The organism is Anabaena sp. AL93 (genome assembly GCF_001672085.1).
Lineage (GTDB): Bacteria > Cyanobacteriota > Cyanobacteriia > Cyanobacteriales > Nostocaceae > Dolichospermum > Dolichospermum heterosporum.
On sequence record NZ_LJOU01000164.1, the window covers coordinates 1 to 7626 of the forward strand.

5 protein-coding genes are annotated in these 7626 nt (G+C 40.6%); 2 read left to right on the forward strand and 3 right to left on the reverse strand.

Annotation, left to right across the window (positions count from 1 at the left end; genetic code table 11):
• Positions 1–195: 195 nt before the first annotated feature.
• Both AN486_RS25660 and AN486_RS25665 read right to left on the reverse strand, forming a co-directional pair.
• Positions 196–990, reverse strand: a complete 795-nt coding sequence (locus AN486_RS25660) for a DUF2993 domain-containing protein (protein ID WP_168636975.1) — start codon at positions 988–990, stop codon at positions 196–198.
• A 244-nt stretch (positions 991–1234) separates the two neighbouring features.
• Positions 1235–3010: an alkaline phosphatase gene (locus AN486_RS25665; protein WP_053539472.1), complete on the reverse strand. Its 1776-nt coding sequence runs from the start codon at positions 3008–3010 to the stop codon at positions 1235–1237.
• A 79-nt stretch (positions 3011–3089) separates the two neighbouring features.
• Here AN486_RS25665 and psb28 point away from each other — a divergent pair, with 79 nt between their 5' ends.
• Positions 3090–3425: a photosystem II reaction center protein Psb28 gene (gene psb28, locus AN486_RS25670; protein ID WP_053539471.1), complete on the forward strand. Its 336-nt coding sequence runs from the start codon at positions 3090–3092 to the stop codon at positions 3423–3425.
• An 84-nt stretch (positions 3426–3509) separates the two neighbouring features.
• On the forward strand, positions 3510–4019 hold the full coding sequence (locus AN486_RS25675; RefSeq protein ID WP_039200216.1) for a MogA/MoaB family molybdenum cofactor biosynthesis protein: 510 nt from the start codon (positions 3510–3512) through the stop codon (positions 4017–4019).
• Positions 4020–4436: 417 nt separating this feature from the next.
• Here the strand turns inward: AN486_RS25675 and AN486_RS25680 are convergent, their stop codons facing one another.
• Positions 4437–7181, reverse strand: a complete 2745-nt coding sequence (locus AN486_RS25680; protein WP_053539470.1) for a tetratricopeptide repeat protein — start codon at positions 7179–7181, stop codon at positions 4437–4439.
• Positions 7182–7626 lie beyond the last annotated feature (445 nt).

Below are 7626 nucleotides of genomic sequence, written 5' to 3' on the forward strand. Positions count from 1 at the left end.
CGGCAGGGGAGGTAGGGGAAGTAGGGGAGAAATTTCATTCTTCATTCTTCATTCTTCATTCTTCATTCTTCATTCTTCATTCTTCTGACTGGGCGCAGGCCCTGCGCCCCTACATCCTGACTTCTGCTATAGAAATTAAATTGCCGCCCAGGGTCAACTAGGCGGCGTTAGTTTTTTGGCAATTTTTTCTCAATTTCAGGAACTGTGAGGAATTCTTTCTATTTCTGCATAACCACTAAAAATCAATCTTTGACCTTCTGTTTCTAAACGATTTAGTCGCATTTTTACCCCATCTAAATCAAAGCGATCTAAATCAACCATATTATCCAAAATTTCTACCAATGCCACACTTAAAGTCTGGGAAATTTCTCTTTGTGCTTCTGGAACTCCCTCAAGTTCAATCTTTGGTTCTTTGAAAGAAACCCGCCTTCTTCTTTCAATCCCAATACCGACAGTCATAGCTAGTGGTATGAGTTCGCCGTTGTTTAAATCAGCTTTAGCTACTAAATGCAAGCGATTTTCGGGTAATAGCTTGACCTCAACTTCGGTAAAAGAAATTGGTTCGCCACCAGATATGGCAATCAAAGTGGGTTCAGAAAGGTTAAGCAGGCGCTTTTTCACCAATTCTGACTCAAAAGCCCGATTAATACCTTCTTCTGATAGAATCACCTGAGCTACAGCCTGGGTAGGTTGTTTGAGGGTAAGTTTACCACTTAAAACCGAGCCGAAGTCAATGGCTACAGCGTCGGTTTCAAAGGACATTTCCTCAACTGCGAAATCTTTGCGAATTACTAAGCCGCGACCGTTCATTTTAAAGCTATCAATGCTGCCTTGCAACAGTTTGCTGGAGGGATAGCAGCGCACAAAGACTTCTACCGACTCGCTCTGGGTAAACAGGTGGCGAATCGTTTGGCTGGCGACTGTGTTGAGCATTCGCTCTCCCCAATCGGTGCTTTTGGTATCTGTTAAACCAGTAAGTCCGCCGAACATTAGGTTTTAGTCTCTAGAAGTTCTTTATATTTTTGTAACAAATTGTGAACAATTATGCAAGCGATCCCTTGATTTAATCTGCTGATGGGTTAGAACAGGATAACTGATGGTTGATGGTGATTGGTCATTGGTCATTGGTCATTGGTCATTGGGAAAATTCTTTCTCCCCCCCTACTCCCCCTACCTCCCCTACTCCCCCTACCTCCCCTACTCCCCCCCACTCCCCCTACCTCCCCCACTCCCCCTACTCCCTGTTCCCTATTGCCTTCCGCTGAGTTTGATAAATGTGGATTTCGTCTACTAAATCTTTAATACCAGGAATATCATAGCCATAAAGTTGAAACCCCTTACCGACAGAATTAGTTAAAACTGCTGAACCCTTACCTTGATAATAAACAGGAACTGGAAGGTTAGCATGATTTCCCCAACCATATTTGATATTAGGATTAGAACCCCAAAAATGACCAGCTTTGATAGAATCAGATTCAGCGGTTAAAGCTTCTGCACCTTTTTCTTTCAGCAGTTCGGAAAAATTGGGATTTAAAGTGAGATAATGATCATGATCGGCGGTGACAATTAGTAGATTATTTTCCCAACCACCGTTATTTTTAATCCAGTCAATTGTTGTTTTTACAGCCTTATCAAAATCCAAGACTGTCCCAATCATATTATCTAAGTTATCATCATGGGCAGCCCAATCAATATCACCACCTTCTACCATTAACCAAAATCCATCTTTGTCTTTAGATAAAACTGCTAAAGCTGCTTTGGTTAAATCATCAAGTGTGGGATTTTCATTAATTTCTTTCGCAATAAAAGATTTGTCGGTTTCTCCAGCAAGTAGAGGCCGAACTGTATCGGGGTTTTTTCCTTGAGAACCAAACAGGGAAAAGATACTCAAACCGGTATTACTGTAATCACCATTAGCGGTACTTACAGGGAGATTTCCCTCTTGTCCTCTAGCTCCATATAATCCTAACAGGCGATCGCCCATATTTGGATCTAATTTAGCCGCAGTAGTCCCTAACTTATCAGCCGCATCTTTTCCCCGTTCTAAAAATGTGTAGTTATAGCGGTTTTGATTGGGGTTTTTACTCAATTCTGCATAGGTCGTTTTAGTGATATATTCAAACTTAGTTGGCGGTTCTACGCCCGTAGGCAGAGGTTGACTACTCGCACCTGTGAGAGGATGACCACCACCTAAAATTACAGTTGGTTGATATATGCGAAGTTCCTGCTGAAGAATATTATCTAAAGTTGGATAATCACCATCATATTTATTGCGACGATTCACGTTTGCTGCTGCTGCTCCCGGTGTAGCATGATCAATAGGAACAGAAGTCACAATCCCCGTAGATTTACCATGATCAGCCGCAGTTTTGAGAATGGTTTCTAAAGGTTTTTCAAATATATCCACAGAAATAGCATTGTTATAGCTTTTGACTCCTGTGTACAGAGTAGTCGCTGTATTAGCAGAATCAGGATAACTATGCTTGATATATTCAGGATCATTCCCAGGTGTCCAAGGATTTATTCCCCCACGCTGAGGATCATAACCCACTAAATTACCTACCGCATTAGATTGAGGATTTTTACCTCCTCCAGACGGTGTATTTCCGGGATTAAATTGAGGTTGGAATTTAAACCCTGGTAGAATCGGACTAGCACCTGTAATCGGATTAGAGTTTGATAACGCAGAGTTACCCGTGCTGAAAACCCCATTACCAGGAGCAATGGTAGTACCATAGGTGGTAGCAAGGGCGTAATTATCCAGAGTTTGAAAACTCAGTCCTTCCCCCTTACCAGAAGTGTAATTATATCCTTTAGCCATAGCCCCAGCGCGAGCCATTTCCCAGCCCATACCGTCCCCAATCATCAGAATGACGTTTTTGGTTTTAGTGACAGGTGTAGCGGGGCTAGAATGGTTAGTCAGAGTGATGAATATACCAACTACAATGATCAACGCTGTAGTAAATAAACGGCGTTTAAATCGGAATTGTGTACTAGATTTAATTACCATTGGTAAAATGCCTGCTAGGAAATTGCTCTATGATGAGAGAATATTACAAAATGATCACAAAACTTTAAATTGACTCATCATGGCGAAAATTCAGTTTGCTAAAGGTATTGAAGAAAGAGTAGTTCCAGATGTCCGGTTGACAAGAGCAAAACAAGGGGAAAGTGGTACAGCCACGTTTGTGTTCACCAATCCTGACATCTTGTCACAAGATGGTACAGATGAAGTTACCGGGTTGTATTTGATTGACGAAGAAGGGGAAATCGTGATTCCTGGGGTTCAGGGTAAATTTGTCAACGGTAAACCGGAATCCTTAGAAGCGATTTATGTGATGAAGTCTAATGAAGAATGGGATCGGTTTATGCGTTTCATGAATCGTTATGCTGAACAAAATGGACTCGGATTAAGCAAATCTTAATTAGTCAGTAGGGGCGCAGGGCCTGCGCCCAGCATTGCTCAGTGGTCATTGGTCATTGGTTATTGGCTAAAACGTAAAATATCTATGGAATTTCAACCACACCCAAATACACAGCAAGTTTCTGTAACTTGTGCAGTGATTACCGTTAGCGATACCCGTTCCCCAGATACAGATAAAAGTGGTCAATTAATTAAAGAACTACTTTTAGCTGATGATCACACTGTGTCATTGTATCAGATTATCAAAGATGAGCCTAAAGAAATTCAATCCCAAATGACAGCCTTGGGCGAAGATACTCGTATCAATGCTGTGATTTTTAATGGAGGAACGGGAATTGCTCCCAGGGATACTACTTATGATGCTTTAGAAAAGCTATTAGAAAAGACTTTACCCGGATTTGGGGAATTATTTCGGTTTTTAAGTTATCAAGAAATTGGTTCTCGCGCTATGGCTTCTCGTGCTGTCGCCGGCGTTTATCAAAGCAAAATCATTTTTTCTCTTCCTGGTTCTAGTAATGCTGTACGACTGGGGATGGAAAAGTTGATTTTACCGGAATTGGTGCATTTGGTAAAACAATTAAATTTGCAGAATTAAACATAATTGATAAATTGATCTTAGTCGTGAGGTGACAGATCCCCGACTTCTTTAAGAAGTCGGGGATCTAATTCATTTTATAATGTGAAGATGATTTTTCATCCTCAAATCTCAATGGTTCATAGACAATCAAAAAATCACATCCTGTTAATCCTTAAATCCTGGACATCCTGATTCTGACAAAATATTATTGTTATCATCCAAAGCCTCCCGTGAGCATTCCCCAGTAGAGCCAGGGAACGAGGGAAAATCTAACAATCACATCCTGTTAATCCTGAACTCGTTCCCAGACTCCGGCTGGGAATGGGAGTTTGAGGCTCTGCCTCAAATACAGTGAATATAATGGAGGCAGAGCCTCCTGTGGGCATTCCCCGGCAGAGCCAGGGAACGAGGGATTAACATCACCAAAGAAACTCCCTACAACCCTTTTAATAAACCCATTATTTTTTCAGAAAAGGCAGTATTCCCTTGAGCCTTGAACAATTGCGCTGCTCGTTGCAGGTCTTCTCTGGCTTTTTGTTTGTCACCAAGTTCATAATAAACAACTCCCCGGTTGGTGTATGCGTTGGCATAGTTAGGATTAATCTTGATAGCTTGGTTGTAATCATCTATTGCTCCTGGCTTATCTCCTAATTCATCACGGACAATTCCCCGGTTGTAGTAGGCTTGGGCTAAGTTAGGATTAATCTTGATAGCTTGGTTGTAATCATCTATTGCTCCTGGCTTATCTCCTAAATCATTACGGACAACTCCCCGGTTGTTGTAGGCTAGGGCATAGTTAGGATTAATCTTGATAGCTAGGTTGAAATCTGCTATTGCTCCTGGCTTATCTCCTAATTCATAACGGACAATTCCCCGGTTGTAGTAGGCTAGGGCTAAGTTAGGATTAATCTTGATAGCTTGGGTGTAATCATCTATTGCTCCTGGCTTATCTCCTAAATCATCACGGACAATTCCCCGGTTGTAGTAGGCATCGGCATAGTTAGGATTAAACTTGATAGCTTGGGTGTAATCATCTATTGCTCCTGGCTTATCTCCTAAATCATCACGGACAATTCCCCGGTTGTAGTAAAATCCTGCACGGGGACTGAATTCAATGGCTTTATTTATCGCTGCTGCTGCTTCTCTATATCTTTTTAAATTACTTAAAACTCCCCACTTCTCATTATACAAATTAGGATTATTGGGCTGGAGTTGAATGGCTTTATCTATGGCTGCTAAGGCTTTATCCAGTTGGTTTGATTTTCGATAAACTACACTTAAATAATTCCAAGCAGGAACAAAATCAGGTTGAGATTTCACCGCTTGCTGTAATGCAGTTATAGCTTCGGGATATTCTCCACTCTCAAATAATGCCAAACCCTTACCATAATAAGCTAGGTGAATAAACTTTGGTTTTTGCTTAATTGCTGCGTCAAAAGCCTGTATTGCTTCTGGATAACGACCTAACCGCCACAGTTGATTTCCCCTTTCTAACCATTGACTGGCGGTAGTATTGCCTTGGGAAACATCTACTGATAAAATCGCTGTTTGAATAGACTTAACTTCTTGTTGATTTAGTTCTGGTGTTGGGGTGGTTTCTATCTTTTGTGCTTGAGTATTCAGTCGGGTAGCTAATGCCAAAAATGTACTCACCGGAATACCCAAACTATTACCTAATTGGATATTTCCGCCACTACTACTATTATTATCAATAGCAGCCTCTCCCTCAGTTCTGCCATGAATACCTATTACCCGCCCTTGGGAATCTAAAACAGGTCCTCCACTCATACCGCCAAAGGTGATACTACTATAAACTAATTCATATCCTCCTGTTAAAGAAACTGCTGCTTTAGCTGTACCCGAACTGTTATTGTTAAAATCTGATTGGGTAGTTTGTAATAATCCTCTCTCCTTACTATAAATCTGTCCCAATGTGAATCGCCAAGGTGATTTTTCTCCTAACCTGGGATAACCCGCCGTGAACATATATTCATCATCTTGTATGGGATAATTTGCTAAAGTCGCAACTTGATAATTTTCCCGACTGGTGAATTTAACTACTGCTAAATCTACCCCCTCTTCTAATTTAATGGTGCTGGGTTCTACGGGATATTGTTTACCATCTACTGTGACGATTTTATAGGTATTTGGCTCACATAGTCCTACTTTATCTGGTGGTTTACAAACTACATGAGCAGCAGTTAAAACGGTGTAAATATCTCCTTCTTTAGCAATAATAATTCCTGAACCATTAGCACCGCTACTGCTATCAATTTTGACGGTAATTTGTTTAGCTTTTGCTTCTAATTCTCCTAACCAACCTGTTAATGGTACTTCTGCTATTGTCTGTTTAATATCTGGTATAGGTAAATTATAAGCGGTGAGAACTTCTGGTTTTACCTGACCTAAAACGGTTTTAATAGGTATTCCCCAACTCAGTTTTCTAAATTCTTGAATTTCTGTATTTGTCGGGCGTTTTCCGTTGGTATAAGTATAAGCAGAATTGGACCAAGGATAGGAACTAATGCCATTAATTCCTATTAAATTTCCTGTATTACTAATAATTGCACCACCACTCATTCCCGGTTGAATATCGCTAGTATAGCCAATTTCATAACCATCTTTTAAACTGGGTTGAGAAATGATTTGTTGTATTTTTCCTGTTGTTAATACTAATTTATCCTCAGATACAGCATAGCCTGCGGACATAACTGGTGTTTCTAAGTTAATATCAAAAGAGGCGATTCTCTCAGCAATTTCTGATGGTAAACAATATTTTTGATTAGATGTAAATTCTACTATAGCTAAATCGAATTTATCAAAATTAGTATCAGGTAAAATTTTACCTGTATATTTTTGACCATCGGCTGTGATAATATTGATATTATTAATTCTTCTGACAACGTGGGAATTAGTAACTACTAAATAAGAATTATCTTTTCTAGCGAAAATTGTCCCGGAAGCGCCTCTTTCTTTGTCTCTGACTCTAACTGTAATTTGTTTAGCAATGGTTTGTAATTGTGGGTCTGAATAAATACCGTTTTCTGGGTCTGCTGGTTGTAATTTGCACCTTTGCGAGGTCTGTGTAAGTAGTTTTGTTGTCTTGGTTTGGGTTTCTATAGCTGACACTGGATAAGGTAGCAGCAGTAAGCAGGAGATAATGGCGATTTGACGTTTCATGATTAGTTAAATAGTGTTTTTATTAGTGGTAATTTACCCCCCTTAATCCCCCCTTTACAAGCTACGGTGTACACACAAGTCTTCTATAGTTGCCCCACAACGTTTAGATCCCCCCAACCCCCCTTAAAAAGGGGGGCTAAATTCTTCAAAGTCCCACTTTTTAAGGGGGATTTAGGGGGATCGGATCACGTTTAGCATCCTGTCTAGAGATGTGTGTACACCGTAGCCTTTACAAGGGGGGCTAAATTCTTCAAAGTCCCCCTTTTTAAGGGGGATTTAGGGGGATCGGATCACGTTTAGCATCCTGTCTAGAGATGTGTGTACACCGTAGCCTTTACAAGGGGGGCTAAATTCTTCAAAGTCCCCCTTTTTAAGGGGGATTTAGGGGGATCGGATCACGTTTAGCATCCTGTCTAGAGATGTGTGTACACCGTAGCCTTTATAA

Coding starts and splice junctions, on each gene's coding strand:
- AN486_RS25660 (WP_168636975.1), bottom strand. CDS start 990: ATGTTCGGCGGACTTACTGGTTTAACAGATACCAAAAGCACCGATTGG.
- AN486_RS25680 (WP_053539470.1), bottom strand. CDS start 7,181: ATGAAACGTCAAATCGCCATTATCTCCTGCTTACTGCTGCTACCTTAT.
- AN486_RS25665 (WP_053539472.1), bottom strand. CDS start 3,010: ATGGTAATTAAATCTAGTACACAATTCCGATTTAAACGCCGTTTATTT.
- AN486_RS25675 (WP_039200216.1), top strand. CDS start 3,510: ATGGAATTTCAACCACACCCAAATACACAGCAAGTTTCTGTAACTTGT.
- psb28 (WP_053539471.1), top strand. CDS start 3,090: ATGGCGAAAATTCAGTTTGCTAAAGGTATTGAAGAAAGAGTAGTTCCA.